The organism is Streptomyces sp. NPDC017991 (assembly GCF_044328075.1).
GTDB lineage: Bacteria > Actinomycetota > Actinomycetes > Streptomycetales > Streptomycetaceae > Streptomyces.
Genome location: NZ_JBIRGP010000008.1, coordinates 318709 through 344701 on the forward strand (window position 1 = coordinate 318709; position 25993 = coordinate 344701).

Consider the following 25993-nt stretch of genomic DNA (forward strand, 5'->3'; position numbering starts at 1 on the left):
CACTCGGGTGGCACTCCCTGCCGCACGCCCGGTGCGGTACGAGCCACTGACACGTCCGCCAGCAGAAAGCACATTCTTCGATGACCACACAACTCCCACGCACCGAGCGCAGCGGTCCGCGGACCGCTTCCGTCGTGACCGACCTGCCGTTCAAGCCTCAGCTCGTCAAAGCGGTGTTCAGGGACGTGACCTCGTTGCACGTCTCCCGGCCGGCCGCGTGGGCCGCCGCGTCGGTGACGCGGACCGTGCTGACGGAGATCATCGACGGGGCGAGAAGCGCGGCGGCCGAGGAGGCCAGGACGAGGCTGATTCCCAAGGACCTCATCTCGGCGATCGACCGGAACGTCGAGGTGGAGGTGGGATCGGCGTGGTACCTGCACAGCCCGACCTTCCACGGCCTGATGGGTGAGGTGCGCAACGCCGACGGTGCGCTCGTGTCTCTTCGTGAGCGCCGCGGGGCGCGTACACCGAGTGGTGTGGCCGGCGCCCACCGGTTCGAGGCCGGGGTGAGAAGGCTGCTGGGGAGCCGCGGGGTGAGGGCCGTCCCGGCGATGGTCCGCGACCTGGACGGAATAGCGAGCGTGTTCCTGACGGCCCTGGCCCGGGACGCGGCCGAGGTCGTCCGCGAGGGCGGGGTCAAGCGGTTCGGGACGGTCAGCCTGGTGGTGCCGGGCGAGCCGGCCCCGGCCCCGCTGCTCAAGGACCCCCTCCTCGCCCTGGCCGCCCGCCGCGGGGACGGGCGGACTGTTGGCGGGGACGACGTCCTGGCCGCCGTCACGATGCAGCTGTTCGGCGATCTCGGACGACGCGCCATCACCGAGGCAGCCGAGATGACACGGAGGATGACACGGAACATGTCGGCCAACTGATCGGGCCTGACGTCTTGTGGGAGCGGGTGGCTCCGCTGCCGCCGCCCGCTCCCGAGTGGCGCCGACGCCATCCGGGGCGGTTGCGTGTTCCCGACCGAACTGCACTCGCCTGCACGCCGCCCTGCTGAGCGAGCTGCGCCGTGCCGACTTGCCCGACCTGGACGACTGCGCCGTGGACGGCTCGCACATCCGGGCCCTCAAAGGGGGACCACGTCGGCCCATCGCCTGTCGACCGGGCCCGTCCCGGCGGCCGTTGGCGCTGTACCGCCGGGAGGCCGATGTTCGTCAGGGTGTCTTCGGGTGCGGGGAGTCTGCCGGCCTGCTGTGTGCTGTGTCGGTGGGTTCGGTCGGTGAGAGTGCGGCGAGGAGTTGCAGCTTCTCGTCGCTGTCGCTGTCCTTGTCGGGGTAGTAGACGACGAGGATGACGTCGTCGATGGGGAGTTTGTCGCGGTGGAGGTGAAGGTCACCGACGACGGGATGGTGGACGGCGGTGGTGCCTCCGTCGAGGTTGCGGACGTCGTGCCGGGCCCACAGCGTGCGGAACCGCTGACTGGACAGTGCGAGCTCTCCGACGAGTTCGACGAACCGGGGATTGTCGGTGTCGTCCCCGATGGTGGTGCGAAGAGCGGCGACGAAGCTGACGGCGGCTTTGGTCCAGTCCTGGTGAAAGGCTTGTTCCTCGGGATCGAGAAAGAGGGAACGCAGCCGGTTCTGGCCGGGCCGTAGGCGCGGGGAGAGCGCGACGGCCATGGGGTTGGAGGCCAGGACGTCGAAAGCGCGCCCTTCGACGAACGCGGGGACCTGAAGGTGGGCGAGGAGCTGGTGCACCCGTGCCGGCACGTGCTCGGGTCGTTTGCGGCGCGGAGTCCTGGGGCGTGCTGCCGCCAGGCCGAGGAGATACGTCCGCTCGATGTCGTCGAGACACAGGACGCGCGCAAGTGATTCGAGGACCTGCGGGGAGGGATTCTTGTCGCGACCGCGTTCCAGTCGCAGGTAGTAGTCGGGACTGATTCCGGCGAGCAGGGCGACTTCCTCACGGCGCAGGCCGGGCACGCGGCGGTTGCCGCCGGGCGGGATTCCTGCCTGCGCCGGCGAGATCAGCTCGCGCCGGGCGCGCAGGTAGCCGCCGAGCCGGTTGCCGGATTCCTCATCCTTCATACCGCCACGGTAATGCGGTGGGCGTGACTCGGAGGGGGCCCTGGTAGGACCAGGGAAGACGGGGGCTCTCCCACGTCCGGCAGCTTCTTTCGAGACTGGAGGAACAGCGTTCTGCGCAGGATCAAGAACCGCAGAGCATCACCGAAGGCGCCGCAGGCCCGGATGCCGGCAGAGCCGTTCATTGAAGGGAAGATCTCGTGGATCTCTCCAACCGCACCGTTCTCATCGTCGGCGGGACCTCGGGTATCGGGCGGGAGCTGGCCCGCCGGTTCGCCGCGGCGGGCAGCACCGTGGCCGTCGGCGGCCGTAACCGGCAGGCACTCTCGGAACTCGCCGAAGAAGGCTTCGGCACCGTCAGCATCGATGTCACCGACAGCGCCTCCGTCGCGTCTGCCCATGACGCCGTGCTCGCCCGATACCCCGGGCTGGACACCGTGGTGACCATGCCTGGCGTCATGCTCCTGGAGGACCTGCGTGACCCCGCGCACTTCGAGGCGGCAGCGACGACGATCGACACCAACCTGGTGGGCACCATCCGGGTGATCGACGCCTTCACCCCGCACCTGGTCCGGCGCGGCGAGGGCACCTTCATCACCGTCACCTCCGGCATCGCCTTCCTGCCTTTCCCGCCCATGCCCACCTATGCCGCCTCGAAGGCCGCGGTGCACGCCTACTCCGAGGCCCTGCGCGCGCAACTCGACGGCACCGGCGTCGGCGTCGTCGAACTCGTCCCCCCGGCCGTCGCCACAGCGAGCCAGGAAGAGGTGAACCCGCACGCGCTGCCGCTCGACGGCTTCGCCACCGAGGTCATGCACTTGCTCTCGCAGAACCCCACTCCCCGCGAAATCGTCGTGAAAGCGGCCCTCGTGCACCGCTGGGCCGAGCGCGACGGCACCTACGACGACCTCGTCGCCCAGCGTTCCCGGGCCCTGACCATGCTCCCCAGCCGCGAAGGCTGACCCCCTACCCCCCCCCATCAGGTGGCCGCATGGATCATCGTCCCCGGGCACCGACGAGCAGCCACGCCCGCCACGCGCTGATGGCGACCAAGCTGCTCGCGAATGCCGAGCCCTCTTCGTGGTCGCCTTGAACGGCCGGTCCGGTCCGGACGGGTTCAGGACCAGGCCATCTCGCCGTGGCGGGAGACGAAGCGCCCGGTTCCGGCGCCGGGCCCCTCGGTGGCGAGGGCCACGATCGCGTCCGTGCCCTCGGTGACGGTCTGGGGACCGCTGTGGCCGTTGAGGTCGGTCGCGGTGTAGCCGGGATCGGCGGCGTTGACGCGGATGTCCTTGAGTCCCTTGGCGTACTGCGTGGTCAGCATCGTCAGCGCCGCCTTCGAGGAGGTGTACAGCGGCGCGACGACGTGCGACTCGGGCCGGTCGGGGTCGTGGGTGAGGGCGAGGGAGCCCATACCGCTGCTGACGTTGACGATCACGGGGTCGTCCGACCGGCGCAGCAGCGGCAGGAACGCGGTGGTGGTACGGACGACGCCGATGAGGTTGACGTCGAAAACGGCGAGGGCGTCGGCGGCGGTGAGGTCGCCGGGGTCGCCGACGGCACCGTGCACACCGGCGTTGTTGATGAGAACGTCGATCCTGCCCTCGTGTTCGGCGACATTCGCGGCCGCGGTGGCCACGGACGCGTCGTCCCTCACGTCGATGGGAACGTAGCGTGCGCCGAGCGCTGCGGCGGCCTCCTCGCCCTGCTCTCGGTTGCGGGCTCCGACGAGCACGGTGTGACCGCACTCGATCAGGCGGCGGGCGGTCTCGCGGCCGAGACCCTTGTTGGCTCCGGTGATGAAGGTGATCGTCATGCCTTCGATCCTCCTGCGGCCGGCAGGTGTGGACCAGGGACACTTCGACGGTAGGAAGAGCAGTACCACCCTCGCGCCCGGCCCGACGACCGTGGACGCGCGCGAATGAGAAACATGACGGCAAGACCCGGGAGGGGCAGCTGGTGGTCCGGTCGATCCAGGTGCCGCCGTCCGGGAACACCGTGCCGACGCCCGTCGCACGATTCCTCGTAACTCACGGCATGTGCATGGGAGTTGGGTCTTCCGTCGACGCTTCGTGCCGACGCCTGCGTCCTCGGACCGTCCCTCGTACCGCGACCGCGGCGAGGAGCAGGACCAAGCTGCTCGCCACCACGGACACGGCGATGCGCATGGCTCCCGTGCCGTCCGACAGGGACAGCACCACCGGCCGAGGCGAAGCGGGCCGGGGCGCCGCGGACGACTGTCCGTGCGGTACGGAGGTCAGGGCCGCGTAGACGTCCAGGCGGGGTGCGTCCGCCGGGTAGGCGGTAAGAGTGAGCCTGCGCGCGGCCTCCTGTGCGGTCAGCCGCGGTTCTCGGGAGCGTACGAGGGCGGCGGCGCCGGCGACGAAGGCGGTCGCGAAGGACGGCCCGCTGCCGGTGAACGTCCCCCGCCCGCGCGGACCGGTGCCGACGACCTTGTCACCCGGTGCTGCCAGGTCGGCGCCCGCGGGCTCGGCCGCCCCCTCGGGGCGGGTGCCGTCCGGGCCGAAGTCGAGGACGGAGAGCACGTCCTCGGCGGCGGCGGGCCAGTAGGTGCCGGGGCCGGCGGCCGGCGTCGCGGTGCCGTCCCCCGGGCCGGTGTCCGGCGCGGCTGCCGCGACCACGAGGCAGTCGCGCGTGGTCGCGTACCGGACGGCCGAGGTGAGGGCCCGGCTCTTCTTGGACAACGCCAGCGGGACCGCGATCACCTGGGCCCTCGCCTGCGCCGCCTCGCGGATACCTGCGGCGACCCGGTCCGCGTCGGTGCGGCCGTAGGCGTCCGTGCCGCGGACGGCGAGGACACGTGCGTGGGGCGCCATGCCTCCGAGGTCGGCCCCGGTGCTGTCGCCGGCCGATGCCGCGATCAGCCCGGCCACGAAACTGCCGTGGCCCACGCAGTCCTCCCCCGCATCCCCCACAACGGTGACGCGCCCTTTGAGGGCCCGCGCCTCCGGCACCACACCGGTATCGACGACCGCCACCGTGACGCCGTCGCCCTGCCCGTACTTCCTCGCCTCGGACAGTTCGAGCACGTCGTGCGTCCAGGGGGTGACCTTCATGACCGTCGGCGACTCCTTGGTGCAGGAGGCGCCTGGATCGAGCGTGCCGGGTATGACGGGGAGCCTGACGGTCTCGCCCGAACCGAGGGCTCCGGTGGGTGCTCTGGGTGACGGGGTGATCGCCTTTGCGACCGGGACAGGACAGATCGTGAGGAGCGCGGCGCACAGCGCGATGGGCAGGGACCGCGGGACGTGCGGGAGCGTGGCGAGTCGACAGGTCCCGGGAGCGGGCCGGGCGAGCCGGGGGGCGAACATAACTTGGTCTTCTCTCTCGGGGCTCGTGGTCGGGGGACGCCAGGGTTCGGATCAGTGACCGTCGGCTGAGGCTGAGGCTGAGGCTGAGGCGTTCGAGGCGACTACACCTGTCGGGTCCGGTCGGGGTCGGGTCCGGGTGGGACGGGTCGGGGTGGGACGGGTCGGGGTGGGACGCGGTGGGTCCAGTCCGGTCACAGCTGTTCCAGGGCAGCTCGGTTCAGCCCAGAAGGCCCAGTTTCGTGTCGACGTGTCGCGCTGCGGCAGGATCGTGTTCGGTGAGCAGGGTCGAGGCTCTCTCGTAGCAGGCGCGGGCCTGATCGCCGTAGCCCTGACGCCGGTGTACGTCGCCCAAGGCATCCCAGGCGGTGGCCTCGCCGAGTGGGTCGTCCAGTTCTCTGTTCAGCCGGGCGGACCGGTCGTAGCAGCTCATGGCCTCGTCGACGGCGCCGAGCCGCTCGTGGGCGCGGCCCACCTCGTACGACGCGTGCGCCTCACCTCGCCGGTCGCCCGCCCTCTCGTACAGTTCCCGGGCCGAGCGGGCATGGCGCAGTGAGCCTTCGTGATGTCCCTGTTCGTCGTCCCGGACCGCCAGGTCGCGGTGTACGCGAGCCGCACCGCGCAGGTCACCGCAGGCCGTGAACAGGTCCAACGCCTCCCGCAGAGCGGTCAGTGCCTCCTCCTGCCGACCGAGGAGAGCGTGTACGCGGCCGAGGCTGTGCCGGGTGCGGGCCACTCCGGGCAGGTCGCCCGCCCGCCGCGCGGCCTCGTCTGCTTCCTGGGCCGCCGCCGACCACGCACTCCAGTGACCGGCGCGGTGCCACATGGGTTCCAGTGCCTCGACGAACTGCCAGGCGGGAAAGGCCGGTTCGCGCGTGGCCTGACGGACGGCCTCGACAAGTCCTCGCCGTTCTGCCAGGTACCACCGCCAGGCCGCACCGGCGTCGGGAAGGACATCGAGGGCCGGTTCGGTACCGAGCCGTGGCGGGGACTCGGGCCGCTCCAGCGTCCGGGAGACGGCCCTCGCGGTGGCCAGGAGGTGCGCGAGCAGTCGGCGCACTGCCTCGCCACGCGCCGGAGCGCTCTCCTCCTCGCGCAGAACCGTTGCAGCGTAACGGCGTTCGGTGGCGGGCAGGGTGAAGCGGCCCATCGTCTCTTCGGTCACCAGGTGCAGGTCGGCGAGTTCGTCCAGAAGTACGCGGGCTCGTCGCCGCTCCACCCCGCAGAGGGAGGCCGCGACTTCGGCATCGATCTCGGTCCCGCGGTACAGCGCCAGCAGCCGGAACAGCCGGGCCGCCCCGGTACCGAGCGCGCGGTAGGAGGGGGTCAGCGCGTGCGGAGGACGATCGACGGCGCCGTGGACCGCTTCCGGACCACCCGCCGATGAGAGGGCCGGCCGGTCGGTTCGGACGTCCTGCGAGGGGAGGACGTCCTGCGAGGGGACGAGGTCCCGGCGGACGAGGTCCCGCCCGGTCGCGAGACTCAACGCTCCTGGCGACCCGGCGCAATGAGCGACGAGTTCCTCGACCGCCTCTGGCCCGACGCCAAGCCCTTCCGAGCGGATCCGGCCGCGCAGGAACGCCCGTGACTCCTCGGGTGCCAGCGGTGCCAGGACGACGCGGCGGGCCGCCTCCTCGGTGACCAGGCTCGACAGTTGGCGGCGGCTGGTCACCAGGGTCAGACTGCCGGCAGCCGCGGGCAGCAGCGGCCGCACCTGTGCGGCGTCGTGGGCGTCGTCGAGCACCAGCAGGATGCGACGTCCGGCGGTCAGGCTGCGGTACAGGCCGGTGTGGGCGTCCACGTCCTCGACGTCTTCGGGGAGTTGTGACACCGGGGCGCCCAACGCGTGCAGCAGGCGGCGCATCCCCTCGACCGGCGTGAGGGGCGGCCCGGACGTGTCGAAGCCGCGCAGCGCGACATGGAATCGGCCGTCGGGGAAGCGATCCCGGAGCCGGTGGGCGACCTCCGCCGCCAATGCCGTCTTGCCTATTCCGGCAGGACCGCAGAGCACTCCGACGGCTGACGTCCGATGCCTCGACCTTGTGTCGTCGGCGAGGGCCAGCAACAGCGCCGTCTCGGCCGACCGGCCCACGAAGGAGGCGGAGGCGGAAGGCAGTTGCTCCGCGGAACCGCGGAGCGGCTCCGGCCGCTGCTCCTGCTCCCGCTCCGGCCTCTGCTCCTGCTCCCGCTCCGGCCTCTGCTCCTGCTCCTGCTCCTGCTCATCTTGGGGGCGTCGCGTGAGACCCCTGCCCGGCGGTGCCGTCGCGGACGTGTCCTCGCGTGGGCGCGTGACGACGCGGGCCGGTCCGCCTCCTTCGAGCACACGCGAGTGAGCGGCGCGCAGTTCCGGTCCCGGGGTCACCCCCAGCTCCTCGGCGAGGCGAGTCCTCACGATCCGGCACACGTCCAGGGCCTCGGCCTGGTGACCGGTGGCGGCCAGCGCGAGGGCCAGATCGGCGTGGACCCGTTCGTCGACCGGGTAACGCGCCGCGCACCGTTCGAGTACGGGAACGACGTACCGCGGTACCCCGTGCCGCAGGGCGGTCTCGGCGGCCTCTCGTACGGTGGTCAGGTACTCACGGTCCAGCGCCGTGAAGACCCGGTGGCTTCGTGCGGTGAGCGGGATCCCGGCGGCGACCGGACCCTGCCACAGCGACAGTGCCTCGGCCAGTCGTCTCACCGTCTCCTCCGGCCCGCCGGCACCGTCCGCCTCGCGGGCCCCCTCCCGCAGGTGACGGAAACGGCTCAGATCCACGTCGTCGACGCCGACCCGCAACCGGTATCCGGCGCTGCCCCGTACGAGGCGCTGTCCCTCGGCGCGGTTCGACAGCCCAGGCTCGAAGAGACGGCGCAGCATGCCGACATGGCGGTGGATCACGTTGGCGGCGCTCGGCGGGGCGTCCTGGCCCCAGAGCACGTCCACGATGTCCCCGACCGGCACGGGACGCTTCGCGCGCACCAGGAGTACGGCCAGCGTGGCCCGCTGCTGCGGCGGCCCGAGGTCGAGTTCGGTGCCCGCCAGCCAGCCGCGCACCGGGCCCAGCACCGACAGGCGCAGGGCGGGCAGGTCGTCACTCATGCGTTCGGTCTCCTGCCGGACCGTATCCGCTACCCCTCGTACCACTTCTGGTTCTCGGCCCCCTCGCACGACCAGAGTTGCAGCCGGGCACCGTTGCCGGTCTCCCGGTCACGGACGTCGACACACTTGTCCGCCTTCTTGTTGACCAGGTCCCCGGCCGAGTTGAGGCTGAAGCGCTGCGCCGCGCCACCGGTGCACTTCGCGAGCTGGATGGCGGCACCGTCGTCGACCGAGGCCCCGGCGACACTCATGCACAGGCCGAGGGCGCGCACCGTACCGTCCGAACGGAGCGTCCACTGTTGCCAGTCGGCGCCGGTGCAGTCCCAGATCTGGAGCGGGGTACCGGCCGAGGCCGTGCCGTCCGTGACGTCGATGCAGCGGCCGGACGCGGAGCCGACCAGGGACGTGACCGCCAGTGTGGTGGTCCCGGAGCCGCTCTTGGTGACGGTCTCCGAGGAGTCCGCGGCGGCGGCGGATGCGGCCGGCTTGCCGTTTTTCGTGCCTGCCCCGGACTTGTCCGCCCCGGTCGAGGACGAGCCCTTCGCCTTCGCGCGGCCGGACGGGGTGGCGTCCGTGCCGTTCTTCCCCTTACCGGCGGCCTTGTCACCGCGTGCGGACGCGGCGGCCGTGCTGCTCCGCGGCCGTGCCGCGGCGGTCCCGGACGGGGCCGCGCCGGGTACGGCCCCGGTGCGCTCCCCGTCCTGGGTGTACTCCCCCTCGGCCGACCGCTGTCCCTGTGGTGTCCGTTCGTCACCGCGGCCGAGGAGCAGGAAGGAGGTTCCGGCGACCAGCAGGGCGAGCAGGGAGGCTCCGATGACGGTCTGCTTGGAGACGGTTCGGGCGGTGGAGTCGGTGCTGTCGTCGTCGGGAGGAGAGACGACGGCGGTCGCCGTCGCCGTGCCCTCGCCGCCCTCGGCACGCGTGCTCGTGCTCGCCTGTCCGCTCCGGTCGGTGCCCTCCCGGACATCGCCGCCCTCGGCGTCCGGGGTGCCGTCCTCCCCCGTGACGGCCGGGACCTGAACCGCCGCCGGCTCGGCGGACGGGATGAGCCGGGCGAAGACGCGGGCCCGCCGGAGGGTGGCCGGTCCGGCGAGCGTTCCCTCGCCGGTGTCACCGGGTGCCGGGACGTTGCCGGTCTCTCCGGGTACCGGGACGATGCCGCCGCTCTCGGGCAGCTCCCGGCGCTCCTCCTCCGCCACGGCGGCGGTGGCCCCTGCGGCGCCCGCGGACGTGGACGTGGACGTGGACGTGGACGTGGACGTGGACGTGGACGAGGTTCCGGACCTGGGGCGGGGTGTTTCCCAGCGCGTCATGTCCACCCTCCTGGATCGCGTGTGAATCGGTGGCGCTCGCACCATCTCGGGTGAGGTGCGGCGGTGGTCGTGTGCAAGATCGTCGGGCCGTCGCATCAGCTCCCGGACGTACCGGAGCGCGCGCCCTTGAGCAGGTCCGGGGCCGCCCGACCGGGCAAGCCTAGGGCGGCCGAGTGACTGGAAACTGACCTCGGTCGAGCCGGTCGAACCCGTCGAGCACCTCGTCCGGTTGACGGGCGGAAGGATCCGCGCCGGCTCCGGTGGCGGGCAGCCCGCCGGTCCAGTCGAGCACGAACGCGTTGAAGTCGTCGAACCGTTCTTGGTGCGGCCAGTGGCCCACGCCGTCCCAGAGGACCGAATCGCCGGCGGGGTGAGAGCCGACCGACCGGTCCCAGTCGGGTCCGGTGTTCCTGGCCTCGGCCCAGCGGCGTGAGCAGACGGTCAGAACGGGACAGGTCCGGCGGGACAGGTAGGCGTCGGCGACGGGCCGCACCGCGGGCCCGGTCGACGGGTGATACAGGGCGGTCAGCATACGTACGAGGACGTCGCCGTCCGTGGTGAGCGCCCGGCGCCGGTGCCAGGCGGGCAGCCAGCCCGTGGGCTCCCCGGCGGCCCCGCCCTCCTCCGCGGCCAGCGACCGGGCCAGCGCCGCGGCGGGATCGGGCACCCGGACCGCCGCCGCCATCGCCGCGGCGTGCTGCGGGTGCAGGCCGTAGCGGGGATTGACCGCCACCAACGCCCTTACCAGATCGGGTCGTTCGACGGCGAGCACCGAGGCGATCACGGCGCCCGCCCCATGTCCCACGGCGATCACGGAGGGGGTGTCGAGGGCCGCGAGAAGCCCCGCGAGGTCGTCGGCGAGGTCCCGTGGCGTGTGCCCGTGCCGGGCGGCCGGGGAACGGCCGTGACCGGGCAGGTCGGGAGCGATCAGACGGTGCCGGGCGCCGAGGGCCTCCAGCTGCGGTGCCCAGTCGTCCGAGTCGCCGGCCTCGCCGTGGACGAGGAGCACGGTCGAGGGTCCCTCACCCTCCACGGTGTGGAAGAGTCGGCTGCCGCGGAAGAGTCGGCTGCTGTCGTCCGGCAGCTGTCTCATGTCCGTGTCCCGCGCAGGACGCGCAGCACGGGCCGCGGGTCCGGCCTCGACGCCGACGAACGGTGGGTGGCAGCGGCGAGGGTGCGCAGTCGGTCCCTGATCGGGTCGGCGGACAGGCTCACGCCTGCCACCGCGTGGTGCATGCTGTCCCGCACGGCCAGCGCCCGCTGCCAGGCGCTACGGGCCGCCGTCGCGTCCCCGGCGTCCCGGTGGGCGTCACCGAGCCGGACGAGGACGCGGGCTTCCAGGTGCGGGTCGCCGGCCGCCCGGTACAGCTCAAGGGCGCGCTGGTACTCGGCCAGGGCGCGGCGGTGGTTGCCCAGCCTGCCGTGGCAGCGGGCGAGGGCGCACCAGACCGCCGCCTGGGCGTGGGGTTCGGCCAGGCCCCGCAGTGGCTCGTGGGCCTGGTGCGTACGGGCAAGCGCCTGGCGGGGCCGGCCCAGCAGGTCGTGCGTCCGTCCGAGATCCCGCAGGGCGCCGGACTGGCCCACCCGGTCACCGGCCTCCCGGTACCGTTCCAGGGCCTCCTGCCGGTGGTGCAGGGCATGGACGTGGTGCCCCTGCCGCTCGTGCAGCCGGCCGAGTTCCCCGTGTGTCCGCGCCAGGCCTGCCGGGTCGCTCATCTCGTCGAACAGGTCCAGTGCGCGGCGCAGGTGACCGTGCGCCTCATGGGGTCGGTGCGGGCGCCCCTCCGGACGGCCGAGGGCGCGATGCGAGTGGGCGAGGGCGACCGGGTCACCGAGCCGCCGGGCGGCGTCCAGTGCCGCTTGTCGGCACCGGACGTCGTCGTGGAGCAACTCCCGCTGTTCCATGAGGCGTTCGAGGGCCCAGGCGAGCTGCCAGGCGTGCCGGTCGAACCCGTCCTGGGCGGCCGTCCGCACCATCCGGGCGAGTGTCGCGCGCTCCGCACCGATCCAGGCCAGTGCCTGCGGCACGCCTTCGTGGTCGCCCGCGGCCACGCCGGAAGCCGGAGCCGACAGGGTGAGGGCGGGGCTGTTCGGGGACAGCACCCGTATCGCGCCGTGGGCGGTGTGCAGGACGTGGTCGAGCAGGCGGCGCATGTCCTGCCGCGCGGCGGAGCCGGGAGTGTTGCCGGAAGTGACGGGTGCCGCAGGTGCCGAAGTCTCGTACGTCTCACACGTGTTGGGCGCGTTGGACGTGTCGGGCGTGTTGGGCGTGTTGGGCGTGTCGGGCTCGGAACTGCGCGGGTCGGTGTTCGCTGCGTCGCGCTCCCCGGCGCGCGCACGTTCGCGTGCGTACACCCGCGCCGGCCGCACCCACTCGTACCGGTCCTCCGGTCGTTCGGTGACGAGCCCGACGCGTACGAGTTCCCCGAGCAGTGGGCGAACTCGTCGCAACGGCACGCCGGCCATGCTCGCGGCGAGGGGCGCCGAGGCCGTCTCGCCCGGGTGCAGGCCCAGCAGCCGGAACAGCCGTGCGGCATCGGGTGACAGCATCCGGTAGGAAGCGTCGAAGGCCGCCCGGAGCCCGGGGAGGGCGTTCAGGTTCAGCTCGCCCTCCCCGAGATCGGCGGCGAGAGCGTTCAGCGAGAACTCCGGCCGGCCCGCCAGCCGGGCTGTCGCGGCGGCCACGGCGAGGGGCAGTCCACCGGTCAGCGCCGTGATCACCGCGACGGAGCCCTCGTCGCCGGTGACCCTGGCCTGGCCGACACGGGCCGCCACGCAGTCGCGGGCCTCGTCGGCGGAGAAGGGTTCCAGGGCCAGGAAGCTGGTGTGCTGTGCGCTGTCCGCCAGTTCCGGCAGCGGGCCCCGACTGGTGATGACGGCCAGGCAGCCGGGAGTTGCGGGCAGCAGGTCCGCCACCTGCGCGGCGTCCCGGGCGTCGTCCAGGACCACCAGGACGCGGCGTCCCGCGAGTGCCTCGCGGTAGCGCCGGCGCTGATCGGCCTCGGGTGCCTCGCCCGCCGGAATCCCCAAGGACCGGAGGAAGTTCCCGAGTACCGCGCCGGGCTCGGCGGGCGGCCCGGTCTGTGCGGAGCCGCGCAGATCGGCGTGGAGCTGCCCGTCGGGGAAGCCGGAGCGGGCACGCCGGGACCAGCGTCGGGCGAAGGCTGTCTTGCCCACGCCGGGCGGTCCGTTGACAGCGACGACCGCGCGCCGGCCGCGGAGGTCGTCCGCACTGGGCATCAGGGCCATCTCCCGTTGCCTGCCGACGAACACCGGCAGGTCCGGCGGGAGTTGGGCCGGTACCGGGAAGCTCCCCGCGGACGGTCCCGCCCGGTCCGCGGTGACCGGGTCCTCGCACCGACCGTTTCCGGCGGGCGCCGCAACGACGGGTGTGCCCAGGATCTGCCGGGCGGCGGTCCGCAACTCGGGCCCCGGTCCGATGCCGAGTTCGTCCGCCAGCCGCGCCCGGACGGCGCCGTACGTGCGTAGCGCCTCCTGAGCACGACCGGTCGACGTCAGGGCCCCCAGCAGCCGAGCGTGCAGCGGCTCGTCCAGCGGGCGTTCGTCGGCGCACCGGCGCAGTGCCGCGAGCAGTTCACCGCCTCGCCCGCAGCGCAGGGCGACATCGGCCGCCTCCTTGACCACGCCGTGCCGCTCACGGTCCAGCGCGGTGAGTATCGGATGGATCCGCACGAGGGGGTGGACGCCGTCGGCGACACGGCCCTGCCACAGGGCCAGCGCCGCCACGTACGCCTGTGTGCTGTCCTCCGGGCACCCGCCGTCGCGAGCGAGCCGCGCCTCGCCGACCAGTTGTCGAAAGCGCAGCAGATCGAGCGTGCGGGGGTCGGCGTCGATGCGGTAGCCGCCGGCCCCGCGCAGCAGCCGGCGCCCGGACTCACGGGGACCGAGATCCGGCTCCAGGATCCTGCGCAGCAGACCGATGTAGCGGTAGACCAACGTCCGTGCGCTGGCGGGTGGTTCGTCGTCCCACAGCGCGTCGACGATCTGCTCGACCTCCATCGGCTGCCCGGGGCGGGCGAGCAGCAGGGCCAGCAGCGCACGCTGTTGCGGAGGCCCCGGTTCCAGAAGAGCTCCGTCACGCCAGGCGCCGACCGGGCCCAGTACGGTGAGCCACAGTCCCCGCCGTCCTTCGTGTACCGCTTCCGCCGACATCGCGCCGCCTCAGTACTCTCCGGCACCGACGTCGTCCCACGACCGACCGCACCAAGTTCATCAGTTACGTCGGGGACCCTAGGGAAGCCGTCTTGGGATGGCCTTGGCGACCGCATGGCGCCCAGGAGGCAGGGCCTTCGCACCGCTGTCGGTCCCTGGACATCGGGGACCGGCCGGAGACGGTCTCGGGGCGCCGAAGACCGACTTGGCAACGACTTGGCGCATGCCGTGGAACGACATCACGGCACGCTGCCGGTCCACATCCCGCCATCCGTGACTTCCGGCCGGTCCGCATTCCCGCCCGCGGCGGTGCGGCGCCGCGCCGCACCGCCTCAGTCCTCCAGCAGGCCCGTCTGGATCTGGACCGTCTTGCGCCGGGTGATGCGCAGGGCCCGGCCCGGTACGAGGACACGCGGCTTCACGCTTCCGAAGAGGTATCCCTCGGAGGGCGGGCAGGAGAGCAGCAGAGCGGGTGTGTTGACCTCCAGCATGCGACGCAGCACCTGATCCCCCAGCCCTCGCCCGGCACCGGCCGCCGAGCGGGTCACCACCAGGTGGAAGCCGACCTCGTACCCGAGGGCGAGGAAGTCGAGCAGAGGCTCGAAGGGGCTCCGCCCGAGCGGGGCGCCGATCAGGTCGTAGTCGTCGACCAGGACGAACACGGACGGCCCCTGCCACCAGTCGCGCTGCCGCATACGGGAAGGGGCGATGTCCGAACCGGGCATACGGGACCGCAGGGCCCGGGCGGCGCCGTCCGCCATGTCGCGGAGCTGGTCGATGGAGACCGCGTGGCCGAGCCGGTACTCCTCGGGGACGGCCTCGACGAGCTCCCGGCGGTAGTCGACGACCAGGACCCGCGCCTCGTCGGGGCTGTACCGCTCGGTGATGCCCTTGGCGACCAGCCGCAGAAGGTTGGTCTTGCCGGTCTCGGAGTCCCCGACGACGACCAGGTGGGGATGGTCGGCGAAGTCGTGCCAGGCAGGGCCGAGCTTCTCCTCCTCCAGGCCCAGCGCGATCCGCAGGTCCCCCTCCGGCGCGGGAAGACCCGTCGCGGACAGCCGGACGGGGAGCATCTTCACGGCCGGGGCCGCGGGACCGTGCCAGTGCTCGGCGATGCTCCGGACCAGCTCGCGCACGCCGTCGGCCAGGTCCTCCTGGCGCTGGGCGCCGTCGAGGCGGGGCAGTGCGCCGAGGTAGTGCAGTTTCGTCTCGGCGGTCAGGCCGCGGCCGGCGATCCGAGGGACCGTTCGGGCACGCCGGATGTCGATCACCGACTCCATCGGATCGCCCATCTTCAGCTCCAGGCGCGTACCCACCTGGTCCCTCACCTGCGCGGCGAGCTCCACCCAGCGGGCTGTGGTGACGATGAGGTGCACGCCGTAGTTCAGGCCGCGCTGGGCGAACTGGGACAGGGTGGTGACGTGCTCCAGGAAGTCCTGCCGGAGGGTTCCCCATCCGTCGACGACCAGGAAGACGTCACCGTAGGGCTCCTGGGGGAACTCCCCGGCGGCGCGCCGCTTGCGATAGGTGGCCATGGAGTCGATGTTCTGCTCCAGGAAGAACCGCTCCCGCTCGGCGAGCACCGACGCCACCGCGGCGACCGTACGGCCTATCCGCTCGCTGTCGACGTGCGCCGCGACGCCGCCCATGTGGGGCAGTCCGGCGAGCGCGGTGAGGCTGCCTCCGCCGAAGTCCAGGCAGTAGAACTGCACTTCACGTGGTGTGTGGGTGACGGCGAGAGAGGTGATCAGGGTGCGCAGGAGCGTCGACTTGCCGCTCTGCGGGCCGCCGGCGATGGCCACGTGGCCGCCCGCCCCGGACAGGTCGACCAGCAGCGGGTCGCGCCGTTGCTCGAACGGCCGGTCCACGATGCCCACCGGGACCCGCAGCGCCCCCGGGACCATCGCCCCGGGGCCGGTCGTGGCGGCCTCGACGGTCAGCCCGCGCACGGCGTCGACCGTGACCGGTGGCAGCAACTGGTCCAGCGTCGGCGGCAGGTCCAGCGGCGGCAGCCACACCTGGCGGGCGGGCGGGCCGGAGTCGCGCAGCCGGTCCACGGCGGTGGCGAGCAGGCTCTGCGCCTGTGCCTCCTCCTCCGCACTCCGCTCCGGTTCCGGTGCGGGGTCGGGCAGTTGACGGGGCGCCACCCACCCGACGCTCCACGGTGCGACCTGCTCGGCCACCTGTGCCGGGGCCAGCGCGCCCCGCCGACGCCGGTAGGCGCCGGAGACGTAGGCGGCCCTGAACCGGGTGAGCGCCTCCACCCCGCTCTTGAGGTAGCCGCTGCCCGGTTGCGAGGGGAGGTGGTAGGCGTCGGGCACGCCCAGCACTCCGCGGCTCTCCATCGCCGAGAAGGTCCGCAGGCCGATCCGGTAGGACAGATGACTCTCCAACTGGTGCATCCGGCCCTCGTCCAGACGCTGCGAGGCGAGCAGCAGATGTACGCCCAGGGATCTGCCGAGGCGGCCGATCATGACGAACAGGTCCACGAACTCGGCGTGCGCGGCGAGAAGTTCACTGAACTCGTCCACGACCACGAAGAGACTGGGCAGTGGTTCGAGGGGGGTGCCGGCGGCCCGCGCCCGCTCGTACTCCAGGGCCGAGGTGTAGTTGCCGGCCGCTCGCAGCAGTTCCTGACGGCGTATCAGCTCACCGTGCAGGGCGTCCTGCATACGGGAGACGAGCGCGACCTCGTCGGCCAGGTTGGTGATGACGGCGGAGGTGTGCGGCAGTTCGTCCAGCCCCAGGAAGGTGGCGCCGCCCTTGAAGTCGACGAGGATGAAGTTCAGCGTCTCCGACGAGTGTGTCAGCGCCAGACCGAGGACCAGGGTGCGCAGCAGCTCGCTCTTGCCGGAGCCGGTGGCGCCGATGAGCATGCCGTGCGGGCCCATGCCGCCCTGCGCGGACTCCTTGATGTCCAGTTCGACGGGCGCGCCGTCGGCGCCGACCGCGATCGGGACCCGTAGCCGGTCGGCCGCGGAGGTCCGGGCCGCCCAGTAGCCGGCCGGATCGTACCGGTGCAGGTCGGGGATGCCGAGCAGGGAGGTCAGCTGGATGTCCGACGAGAGCGGCTCGGCGCTGTCGGTGGTCAGGCTCATCCGGTACGGGGCCAGCAGCGCGGCCAGCGCGCGGGCGGTCGCCGGCCCCATCCGGTCCGGTCGGCCGAGCACGGTGGTCTGCTCCTGGCGGCTGCGGTCGGTGCGCACCACGTGCAGCGCGCGGTCCGTGAGGTCCAGCCGCAGGTTGGTGCGTCCGGGGCGCCAGGTCAGCGCGCCGCTCAGATCCAGGACGACGGCGTTGCGGAACCCCTGACCGTCCAGGCGGTGCCCGGGCGGTACACGGCCGCCGTCCACCACGACGACCGTGAACGGCTCCTCGCGGCCCGGCAGAGCGTCCGGGTCGAAGGCGGGACGCTCCTGGAACTCGGCACCGAGCAGGTTGTCCAGTTCGGTGGCCGACGGGGCCACGAGACGGACCGGTCCCGCGCCGTCGCGGTCGCTGCGGTGATGGGCGTGCGGCAGCCACTTCAGCCACTCCCACTCCCCGCGCCTCTCGTCGGACACGCACAGCGCCACCCACACGTCCTCCGGCGCGTGGAAGACCGCGAGCTGCGCGACCACGGCACGCCCGGCCGACCTGATCTGTTCCTCGTCGCCGCGGATCAGCACCTTCGACCAGGCCCGCAGTGCGATGCCCACCGGCTGGTCGGGAATGACGGAGTACGCGCGGATGAACCGGCGCAGCGCGTGTGCGCTCAGCGGTTCCAGGTCCTCGACCGGCTTGGTGGACATCGGGCTCAGCCGGACGCCGAGCCGCTGGTCGCCCACGGCGATCCGGACCTCGGCGAAGTCGTCGTCGGCGGGGCGGCGTTCCCACAGCCGGGTGGTGCGCACCATCGACCACAGCACCGTCGGGTCGGGATGCCGCCAGACCAGCGCCTGCCGCTGCTCGGTGACCGCCCGCCGTACCTTGCGGCGCACCTGTCCCAAGTACCGTAGGTAGTCGCGCCGTTCACCCTTCGTACGGCGCTTGCGCTCACCGCGGCTGCGCATGACCTGGCCGACCACCATGGCCACCATGGACATCATCATCATGCCCATGGCGATGTAGCTCATGACCGTGTTCTCGCCGGGTCTGAGGAACATCACCAGCATCGACGCGGACATCATGCCCATCGGCAGGAACGTCCAGACCGCCGAGGCGTCCGCCTGTGCCTCCGCCAGCGTGGGCGGCTCCTGGAGCGTGAGTTCGCCCTGAGGCATGTCGGGACCGCGGCGGCGGGCAGGCCTGCGGAAGAGTTCCACGGACATGGGACGGGGCTCCTTCGGGGAATCCGGCGGTTCGCCTCGCGCGACGGGATCGCCGGGCCGGCACGGACCCCGGCTCGGCCGTGCCCGCTGGGGCCTGGGCACTCGCCGCCCGGTCGGCGGTCGCCCGTCGGATCCTTGTGACGGATCCCCGTGGCGTCGCTCCCGGCAGGGAAACCCCGCACCCCTCGCCGCGATCGTAGGCGCGCACCAGTGCGCAAAGAATGCCCGCGCACAAAGGGCCGGGCCGTGCCGCTGCGCCGGTACGCCCCTGCGATCACGGTCGGTGCGCGGGGCGTTCCGCTGTGTTCCGCAGGGCCCGGGCGGGCGCCGACGGCTGCCGCGCGGTCAGTTTTCCGGCACAGGCCTCGCCCTACGATCGCCCTCTACGGAGCGGCAGCGGGGCACTGACCGGCTGCTCGCCGTGCCTCCGGGCGCGTAGGGGCGGTGTCCACGGTGATCCGTGTGACCGCCGAGCGCCCCGCCGGACCGTAGGGGTCTTTCAAACCGCCCGTCGCATCCCCCGTTCAAAGAAGAGAGGCAGTACCAGCGTGACCGACAGTTCGGTGGCCGGCCTGTGCCGGGTGACCGTACGGACCTCCGAGGGGTCTGTGGACCTCGCTGTGCCCGTGGACATCCCGTTCGCCGACCTGCTCCCCATCGTGACCGGTTATGCGGGCCAGGAGATGGAGGAACTGGGCCTGGAACACGGGGGTTGGGTGCTTCAGCGCCTCGGGGGCGCGCCGCTCGACCTGGAGGCCACCGCGCAGTCCCTCGGTCTGCGCGACGGCGACACACTGCATCTGCGCCCCCGCGTCGAGGCACTGCCCGAAGCGCACTTCGACGACGTGGTGGACGGCATGGCGAGCACTCTGCGCGAGCGCCCGCACCAGTGGTCGCAGTCCGCGACCCGGTGGCTGCTGCGCACCCTGCTCGTGTCGACCGTGGCGCTCGCCCTGCTGGTCCTGGCACTGCCGGGCGGCCCGGTCGCGCTCCGCGCGGTCACGGCGGCCCTGCTCGGACTGCTGCTGACGGCGGGCGCGGGTGCGGCCAGCCGCGCCATGGCCGACAACGGCACGGCCTCGGCCCTCGCCCTGACGGCCGGTCCGTGTCTGGCGCTGACGGGCTGGCTGCTGCCGACGCTCAGTGCCGACGACGGCTCCGGGCCTGGCGCGGCGGGCGGCCGGCTGCTGTCCGCGGCAGCCGCCTGGGCGGCCGGGGCCGGCCTCGCCCTGATCCTCATCTCGGGTCCGGCCCGCTTCTTCCTGGCCTCGGCCATGGTCGCGACGGCGGTCTGGCTCGCCGCACTCCTCATGGTGCTCTTCGACCTGACTGCCGCCCACGCCGCGGCTCTCGTCGCGGTGTGCACGGTGCTGCTCGGCGCCTTCGTGCCGGCCTTCTCGTTCTGGCTGGCAGGACTGCGCATGCCGCCGCTGCCGACCAACGCCGGGGAACTGCAGCAGGGAATCGACCCGGAACCCGGCGAGCGCCTCGTCACCCGTACCGTCCGCGCCGAGGCGTGGATGACCGTGCTGTACGCGGCGGTCGGCGTCATCTGTGCCGGTGCCCTCACGGCCCTGGCCCCCGAACCCAGCACGCCCGCCCGGGTCACCACCGCGGTGCTCGCCCTGCTGCTCGTCCTGCACAGCCGAGGCGTCGGCAACATCTGGCAGCGGGTGGCGGTGCTGTTCCCGGGCCTCTGGGGTGCGGGCGTGCTGGTGACCGCGCTCGCCGTGCGCTCCGGTACCCACGACAGGCTGCTGCTCGTCGTGCTCCTGTCGGCCGCGGCAGCCGTCCTGGCAGTGCTCTGCTGGGCCCTGCCCGGCCGCCGCCTGGTCCCCCACTGGGGCCGGGCCGCGGAACTCCTGCACTCGGCGGCGGCCATCGCCCTGCTGCCGCTGGTGCTGTGGATCCTCGGCGTCTACGGCCGCATGCGCGGGGTCTTCGGCTGACCGGCGGCCCGTACGAGGGCGAGGGCCGAGCCGTTCGGACATCGGGCACCGGACAACCGACAGCAGGTCAGCAGGTCAGCAGGTCAGTCATACGGACATACGCACGTACGCACGTACGCACGACAGAACCGCTCGGCCGGTCCGAGCCATCGAGAGATCAGCGAGAGGAGGAGCCGATGCAGTCCAAGAGGGACCAGGTCGAAGCCCACGTCTTCATGATGAGCCGCCTCACCTCCGGCATGCTGCTCACCGATCCGGACGCCCCGGACAGCCCGGCGGGCAGGACCAGCCGGGGCGCGGCCTGGGGTCTGTTGCTGGGCGCCCTGGCGGCGGCGGGCTGCGTGCTGTTCGGGCTGATGTCGCCGGGCGGCGACGACTCCTGGAAGAGCGCCGGGGCCGTCATCGTCCGCAAGGACACCGGAACCCGCTACATGTACCAGGACGGCACTCTTCGCCCGATCCTCAACTACGCCTCCGCACGGCTGATCGGCGGAGCCGACCTGTCCACGAAGCTGGTCTCGGGCGCCTCCCTGCGCGGCACCCCGCACGGCGAGGCGGTCGGCATTCCCGGCGCTCCGGACGACCTGCCGGCTGCCGGTGACGTGAACTCGGGCCCCTGGCTGGTGTGTTCGGGGCTGGTCAACGGCGCCAAGGGCACACCGTCGGCCACCACCGCGCTGGTCATCGGCTCCCGGCCGGCCGTCAGCGACGGGCTGACCACCCGGGAAGCCCTGCTGGTGGCCGCCCCCGACGGGGACCGCTATCTGATCTGGCGCGGCCGGCGCCTGCCTGTGGACATCCAGCACGGTGCCGACCGTGCCCTCGGCTACGGTGACGCGACCCCCCGCCCGGTCTCCGCCGAGTTCCTCAACACCCTGCCTCTGGGACCTGAACTGTCACCCGTGGACGTTCCGGGCCGAGGCGCCGCCGGGCCCACCCTCGACGGGCGGTCCACCCGTACCGGGCAGGTGTTCACCGTGCGGGTGCCGGATTCGCCGGTGCGGTACTACCTGTTGGCCGCGCGAGGCCTGGTACCGGTGAGCGGCACGGAAGCGGCGCTCGTCCTGGGCGACCCGCGGACCCGCGAGAACAGCTACGCGGGGAAGCGGCCGGCCCCGGTGGCACTGGCCACCGACACCGTGGACGACCACCTCGCGCCGTCCGGAACAACGCCCGGCACGTCGCTGGCATGGCCGTCCGGGCCCCCTCGGCTGGTCGAACCGGAGCAACGGCAGAACCTGTGCGCGAGTATCCGGCCCGGCAAGAAGGGTCCGGTCACCAGTGTCTCGACGGTGTCCAGCCTGTCCGCCGCGCCCGCCGCGGCCACGGACGCGGTGCAGCCGGCCTGCTCCCCGGTGGACGCCATCGCCGTACGCCCCGGCGCCGGATCCGTGGTACGTGCCCTCAGCGCGTCCGGCGGACAACTGGGCGACACCACCTACCTGGTGACCGAGGCGGGAGTGAAGTACCGCATGGTCTCCGACGACTCGATCGCGGCCCTGGGATACGACGGCACGGAGCCGGCGGGTCTGCCGGCCGCCGTCCTGGCGATGCTTCCGACCGGACCCGATCTGGACCCCGCCGCGGCGTCCGGCAGCGCCCCCGCGCACAGCACCGCCGTCGGCGGCTGCGAGGCCGGCACATCGAAACGCGGCGCCGAGAAGGCACCGGCCACGAACTGACCCCCTGTTGCCGCCCGGGCGAACCGAACCGGCCGTTCGGACACCGGTACGTCCCACGGAGACCCACCGAAGGCATCCGCTCAAGCCGTCCGCTTCAAGCCGTCCGCTCAAGCCGTCCGCTCAAGGAAATGAGGAACACACATGGCCACTCCGCTCCAGCAGTCGTCCAGGGCGTCGACCCAACTGGGCATCAACGCCCTCACCACCGCCCATCAGGCCATCCAGCGCTGCAAGACCGACGTGGACACCACGGCGGGCGCCCTGGCGACCAGTTACAGCGCCGCGTCCGAGGACGGCCGCGAGTTCCAGAAACTGCTGCGGCAGTGGGACGAGCAGGCGCAGATCATCCTGAACAAGCTGCAGGGCCTGATCGACAACCTCAACCAGACCATGCACGCGCAGACCGGCACGCAGTCGAAGAACACCGAGATGGTGCGCACCTCGCAGAACGCCTCCGACTCGGTCTTCAACCAGCTGTCCCGCTGATCCGCCGATCCGCCCCTCCGGGCACCCGGCAACCCGACTTCAAGACTTCACGACTTCACGACACAAGGAGTTCCCATGAGCGCCGACGGTGTGATCCACGTCGAGTACAACCACGTCGACCAGGGCGTGGAGGACATGATCCAGCAGACCCGGGCGATCGAGACCACGCTCGACAACCTGGAGGGTGAGCTCAACGAGCTCAAGACGACCTGGCAGGGGCAGGACGCGCTGGCGTACGGCACCGCCCAGGCCGCGTGGAACAGCGCGGTGACCAACATGGAGCAGCTGCTCATGTCCCACGCCGCCCTGCTCGGCAACGTGTCCGACAACTACCGGCAGACCGAGAACAGTCTCGCCCAGATGTGGAGCGAACTGTCCTGAGCGGCCCGGCCGGACCTCCCGGGGGCAGGCCCGGCACCCGCACCCCCGCCCGACGCCCCCGCCCGACGCCCCGGGCAGACGCACCGATCAGTTACGGAGGAGCCATGGCAGACCTCACCCATCTCGACGCAGGATCCGTGACGCAGTTCGCCGACAACGAACTGCAGACCTTCCTCGGCGACATCAGGAAGATGCGGCACGACACCTCCGACGAGCCGCCGGTCGAGGCGTTGTTCACCCTCTACTCGGCCCTGAGCGCCACCCCGAACAAGCAGCTCGCCATCGGCCCCATGGGCGCTGCCGGCACCGTCCACGGCGACGCCCTGCGCACCAACCTGGTCTCGCTGGCCGACACCGTCGACGGGGTCTTCGTGAAGCAGCAGAAGCTCTTCGGCGACATGGACATGGACCTGAGGGACACCGTGACGACGCTGCTGAACACCTCCGGAGCGTCGCTGCAGTCCATCAACGGCAGTCGGTTCATCTCCGCCCTGGCCGACGTCGGCCAGGACCTCGGCGGCAGCACCACCACCCTCTGACCGCGTCGCACATATCAGGAGTCACCCACGATGGCAGAAGAGAGCGGACCCTGGGAGCAGACGGTCTACCTGGCGACCGGGTACAAGGTTCCGACCCGGGCCTCGGTCACGACCGATCTGCAGGGAAAGGGCAACCGCGGCGGCGCGGGCGAGGACAGCGCCGTCGACATGCCCTGGATCTCCGTCACCATCTCGAACGTGGGGAAGACCAACGCGACCACCGTGGCCCAGAACCTGGCCGGGGCGGGACTCACCTCCGTGCTCTTCTTCGCCGGGACCGGTGACGGCGGCCCCATGGAGAACGCCAGGAACCTGGACCTGTACGTCGTGCGGATCGGCTATCCGTGGCAGCGCGGCGAGGGCGTGGCCGGCACCAACTTCAACAAGTACTCCCTCGGCGTCGGCTCCGCCCTCACCCAGCTCTCCGCCGCACCGTGGAAGACCACCGGCTTCTCCTTCGACGGGCTGACGGTGCCCGAGGCCGACGCCGTCGATCTGGGCACCTTCTCCTACCGTGCCAAGTCCCTCGATCGCGCCGAACTCTTCTTCCGGGAGCACGAGGAGCGCCTTGAGGGCTGGGTGAACGCCATGGGGCGGGACAACGCGGCATGGCAGGGGAACGCGGCGGGTGTCTTCGTCAACCTCCTCGACACGCTCCGCAAGCAGTACAAGCACTACCACGAGCAGTTCGCGCCCCGGAACTTCACCACCTCGGCCGCCAGCGTGGTGGACGGCTACGTCAGCAGGACCTTCCAGGGCAACGGCCTGATCCTCGCCGAACAGGCCCTGGGCAAGGCCGTCAAGACGCTCAAGGACGCCCACGACAAGTGGCGGGGCGACCAGAACGGACCGGTCGCCGGAAAGGCCCCCGACGGCTCCGCCACCACCCCGGCCGCCCACTGGAACCCGGAGGCCGTCATCACGGACGTCCTCAACGAACTCAGACAGTGGATCGACACCAACAACGCCGCCAAGGTCGTCACCAAGGAGGCCCACTACGGTACGGCCTACGGCGGCGCGAACTACTCGTACGACCTGCTGGAGGGGTTCAAGGAGAACGTCCCCGCCTACGGTCCGCTCACCGACCCCAACTCCTGGGCGAAGGTCGCCCAGGAGGCCGTCGCCCGCTGGACGAACAACATCACGGCGAACCTCGACCCGGCCGCCGAGACCGCGCAGACCACCTTGAGCGCCACCTGGTCGCAACTGCTCAACTCCGACTGGGACCCCTCCTACGGCTTCGAAGAGGCGCCCCCCGCCAGTCTCACCAGCACGAGCAGCACGAGTGACGACACCAGCGGCTCGAACTTCGACGTCAACGACATCGCCAACATGTTCGGCAACCAGAACGCGTCGGTCAACAGCGCGCTGAACGACATCGCCTCGTCCACCAACGACGCCCTCAACGGGCAGAACGACGCGCTGAACGACGTGGCCTCCTCCACCGACGACGCCCTGAACGACGTGGCGTCCTCGACCAACGACGCCCTGAACGACGTGTTCTCCGGCGCCGGCGCGAACAGCGACCTCAACGGCGGCCTGGATACCGGGAGTCCGCTGCCCGACGGCGTCACCGGCGACGGTACCGGCTCCCTGACCACCGACTCCGGCCTCGGCACGTCACCGGCCTACACCTCACTGCTCAACAGTGCCCTCAACGGCGGCCTCGGCACCACGAACACCGGAACCACCAAGGTCGACCCGGACGGCAGCATCACCGTCACCAACCCCGACGGCAGCACGACGACGACCAGGCCGGACGGCACCGAGGTCACCACGTACCCGGACGGCAGCACCCTCACGACCGACCCGGACGGCCTGAGCACCCTCGTCGACGCCGACGGCAGCACCTCCGTGCAGAACGCGGACGGCTCCGTGACCACCACGTACGACGACGGCGGCCGGAGCACCGTCGACCCGGACGGCTCGTACACCACGACCAGCGCCAACGGGCAGCTCAACCAGGGGCAGTTGCGGCCCGGGGAGACCCTGACCAACGCGGACGGCAGCGTCACCACCGTCGACGCGGACGGCAGCATCACCACCACCTACCCGGACGGCCTGGTCAGCACCCTCGACCCGGACGGCACCTACACGGTCGACATGGCCGACGGCAGCACGATCGACACCTCGTCCCTGAACCCCGGCGACACGGGCACCACCGTGAGCGGCCTGAACGGCTCCTCCGATCTGTCGTCACCGTCCTACACGTCCTCGACGTCCACTCCGAACAGTCTGCTCGGCAGTGGCACCGACTCGGCCACGGACGGCGACTTCCTCTACGACGACGTCCCCTACACGTCCTCGCTCGCCGGCGCGCTCGGCGGGACGGCCACCACCGACGCCGGTCCCACCTCCCCCGCGAGCGTCAACCCCGGTGCCCTGGCCGCCGCCTCCAGAACGGGCGGGCTGAACGGGGAGATGACCGCGGCGGCCGAACGCGTCCGCTCGGGATACGCCGACACCGACAGCGCCGTCACCGGAACCTCCCGTACCGGCGCCAGGACCGCCGCCGTCGCCGACCAGGCCACCGCCAGGACCACCACCAGCTCCGGCATGCCGTTCATGCCCATGGGCGCGGGCGGCGCACCGGGCGGTCAGTCCACCCAGAGCGAGGACCGCAACCGCACCACCTGGCTCGCCGAGGACGAGGAGGTCTGGGGCACCGACGTGGCCGCGGCTCCGGCGGTCCTCGGCCGGGACGACTGAGGCGATCGGGCGAAGCCCA

General features: G+C 72.0%; 16 protein-coding genes and 1 pseudogene. 9 read left to right on the forward strand and 8 right to left on the reverse strand.

What is annotated here, in order from left to right:
* The first annotated feature begins 80 nt into the window (after positions 1-80).
* Positions 81-869, forward strand: a complete 789-nt coding sequence (locus ACH4DZ_RS24580; RefSeq protein WP_398289451.1) for a hypothetical protein — start codon at positions 81-83, stop codon at positions 867-869.
* A pseudogene (locus ACH4DZ_RS24585) lies at positions 866-1171 on the forward strand (IS5/IS1182 family transposase); the annotation flags it as partial. The gene ACH4DZ_RS24580 and the pseudogene ACH4DZ_RS24585, both read left to right, overlap by 4 nt.
* On the opposite strand, the gene ACH4DZ_RS24590 reads toward ACH4DZ_RS24585, so the two are convergent.
* Entirely contained in the window at positions 1155-2027 is an 873-nt protein-coding gene (locus ACH4DZ_RS24590) for a helix-turn-helix transcriptional regulator (RefSeq protein ID WP_398289452.1), read from the reverse strand. The pseudogene ACH4DZ_RS24585 and the gene ACH4DZ_RS24590 overlap by 17 nt on opposite strands.
* Positions 2028-2224: 197 nt before the next feature.
* Between ACH4DZ_RS24590 and ACH4DZ_RS24595 the strand changes: the two genes are divergently transcribed.
* Entirely contained in the window at positions 2225-2986 is a 762-nt protein-coding gene (locus tag ACH4DZ_RS24595) for an SDR family oxidoreductase (RefSeq protein WP_398289453.1), read from the forward strand.
* Between the two features lie 155 nt (positions 2987-3141).
* Here the strand turns inward: ACH4DZ_RS24595 and ACH4DZ_RS24600 are convergent, their stop codons facing one another.
* The 7 genes from ACH4DZ_RS24600 to eccCa all read right to left on the reverse strand — a co-directional run bounded on the left by ACH4DZ_RS24600 (position 3142) and on the right by eccCa (position 18228).
* The gene (locus tag ACH4DZ_RS24600; RefSeq protein WP_398289454.1) at positions 3142-3840 is read right to left on the reverse strand and encodes an SDR family NAD(P)-dependent oxidoreductase; all 699 of its coding nucleotides are present in this window, start codon (positions 3838-3840) and stop codon (positions 3142-3144) included.
* A 214-nt stretch (positions 3841-4054) separates the two neighbouring features.
* Complete coding sequence (locus ACH4DZ_RS24605) at positions 4055-5356, reverse strand: S8 family serine peptidase (RefSeq protein ID WP_398289456.1); 1302 nt, start codon at positions 5354-5356, stop codon at positions 4055-4057.
* Between the two features lie 217 nt (positions 5357-5573).
* Positions 5574-8432, reverse strand: a complete 2859-nt coding sequence (locus tag ACH4DZ_RS24610; protein ID WP_398289457.1) for a BTAD domain-containing putative transcriptional regulator — start codon at positions 8430-8432, stop codon at positions 5574-5576.
* A 29-nt stretch (positions 8433-8461) separates the two neighbouring features.
* A complete protein-coding gene (locus ACH4DZ_RS24615) occupies positions 8462-9745 on the reverse strand; it encodes a ricin-type beta-trefoil lectin domain protein (protein WP_398289458.1) in 1284 nt (427 codons plus the stop codon).
* A 160-nt stretch (positions 9746-9905) separates the two neighbouring features.
* Positions 9906-10838: an alpha/beta fold hydrolase gene (locus tag ACH4DZ_RS24620; protein ID WP_398289459.1), complete on the reverse strand. Its 933-nt coding sequence runs from the start codon at positions 10836-10838 to the stop codon at positions 9906-9908.
* Complete coding sequence (locus tag ACH4DZ_RS24625) at positions 10835-13918, reverse strand: AfsR/SARP family transcriptional regulator (protein WP_398289461.1); 3084 nt, start codon at positions 13916-13918, stop codon at positions 10835-10837. Before ACH4DZ_RS24625 ends, ACH4DZ_RS24620 begins: the two co-directional genes overlap by 4 nt.
* Positions 13919-14250: 332 nt before the next feature.
* Positions 14251-18228, reverse strand: a complete 3978-nt coding sequence (gene eccCa / locus ACH4DZ_RS24630; protein ID WP_398289462.1) for a type VII secretion protein EccCa — start codon at positions 18226-18228, stop codon at positions 14251-14253.
* A 548-nt stretch (positions 18229-18776) separates the two neighbouring features.
* Between eccCa and eccD the strand changes: the two genes are divergently transcribed.
* From eccD to ACH4DZ_RS24660, 6 genes are all read left to right on the forward strand, one after another.
* Positions 18777-20177, forward strand: a complete 1401-nt coding sequence (eccD, locus tag ACH4DZ_RS24635; protein ID WP_398289463.1) for a type VII secretion integral membrane protein EccD — start codon at positions 18777-18779, stop codon at positions 20175-20177.
* 176 nt (positions 20178-20353) lie between these two features.
* Positions 20354-21859: a type VII secretion protein EccB gene (eccB, locus tag ACH4DZ_RS24640; protein WP_398289464.1), complete on the forward strand. Its 1506-nt coding sequence runs from the start codon at positions 20354-20356 to the stop codon at positions 21857-21859.
* Between the two features lie 141 nt (positions 21860-22000).
* Positions 22001-22345, forward strand: coding sequence for a hypothetical protein (locus ACH4DZ_RS24645; RefSeq protein WP_398289465.1), 345 nt, complete (start codon positions 22001-22003; stop codon positions 22343-22345).
* 75 nt (positions 22346-22420) lie between these two features.
* Positions 22421-22726, forward strand: a complete 306-nt coding sequence (locus ACH4DZ_RS24650; protein WP_398289466.1) for a WXG100 family type VII secretion target — start codon at positions 22421-22423, stop codon at positions 22724-22726.
* Between the two features lie 104 nt (positions 22727-22830).
* Positions 22831-23265, forward strand: coding sequence for a type VII secretion system-associated protein (locus ACH4DZ_RS24655; protein ID WP_398289467.1), 435 nt, complete (start codon positions 22831-22833; stop codon positions 23263-23265).
* A 30-nt stretch (positions 23266-23295) separates the two neighbouring features.
* Complete coding sequence (locus ACH4DZ_RS24660; RefSeq protein WP_398289468.1) at positions 23296-25974, forward strand: AAWKG family protein; 2679 nt, start codon at positions 23296-23298, stop codon at positions 25972-25974.
* Positions 25975-25993: the final 19 nt, after the last annotated feature.